Source organism: Stenotrophomonas sp. STEN022, assembly GCF_056760155.1.
On record NZ_JBRREG010000199.1, the window covers coordinates 1 to 604 of the forward strand.

The window sequence follows — 604 nt, forward strand, 5'->3', positions numbered from 1 at the left end:
GTTCCTTTGCGGTACCACCAATGATAGTGCCCACGGCGCCATCATCTGCCTCGGTTGTGCGTATCAAGAAGACCGGAGCGTTGGGGAGTTGGCTGACCTTCCGATTGGCTGGCAGGCTTGGCGGGATTCCGTTGGTGCCCCCTGGGAACGGCTTCCGCGTGAGCCAGATCCGGATGAGGGCTAACAGTTCATTCAAGCCGAACTCGCTTCGCGAGTCGGCTTAATTCCAGAGTTAGGCGCTATGTGGCAACGTGAGCAGCTTAGACAGACGGTAATTAGCACCGGTTGTGTCGGTGCTCTGTTTGGCATCCTACCCGCCCTTGGACTATTCGCGTTCCGCTCCGAGTACCAGCGCCTTCCATCCTATTCCCGGCCGCTCATAGCTCAAGCGCTTGATGTGGGCCTTCTTTTTATTGGCAGCGTCCTGTTCTGCGTCTTTGTATTTGGCCTACTTCCAATGGCTTTGCAGTACTTTTTCATTTGGGTGGTGCGCCGTTGGGCGGGGCGCGCCTAACAGTTCATTCAAGCCGACGCCGGCACCCCGCGGCGGGTAATTTCAGAGTTTGGGCGGGGGGGGGTTGGTTGGGGGGGCGGTGAGCGTTGG

At 58.4% G+C, this 604-nt stretch carries 1 protein-coding gene; it reads right to left on the reverse strand.

What is annotated here, in order from left to right; genetic code table 11:
- On the reverse strand, positions 1-196 hold a 196-nt coding region (locus ACVOMF_RS20900), incomplete at its 3' end, for a hypothetical protein (RefSeq protein WP_481510978.1).
- Positions 197-604 lie beyond the last annotated feature (408 nt).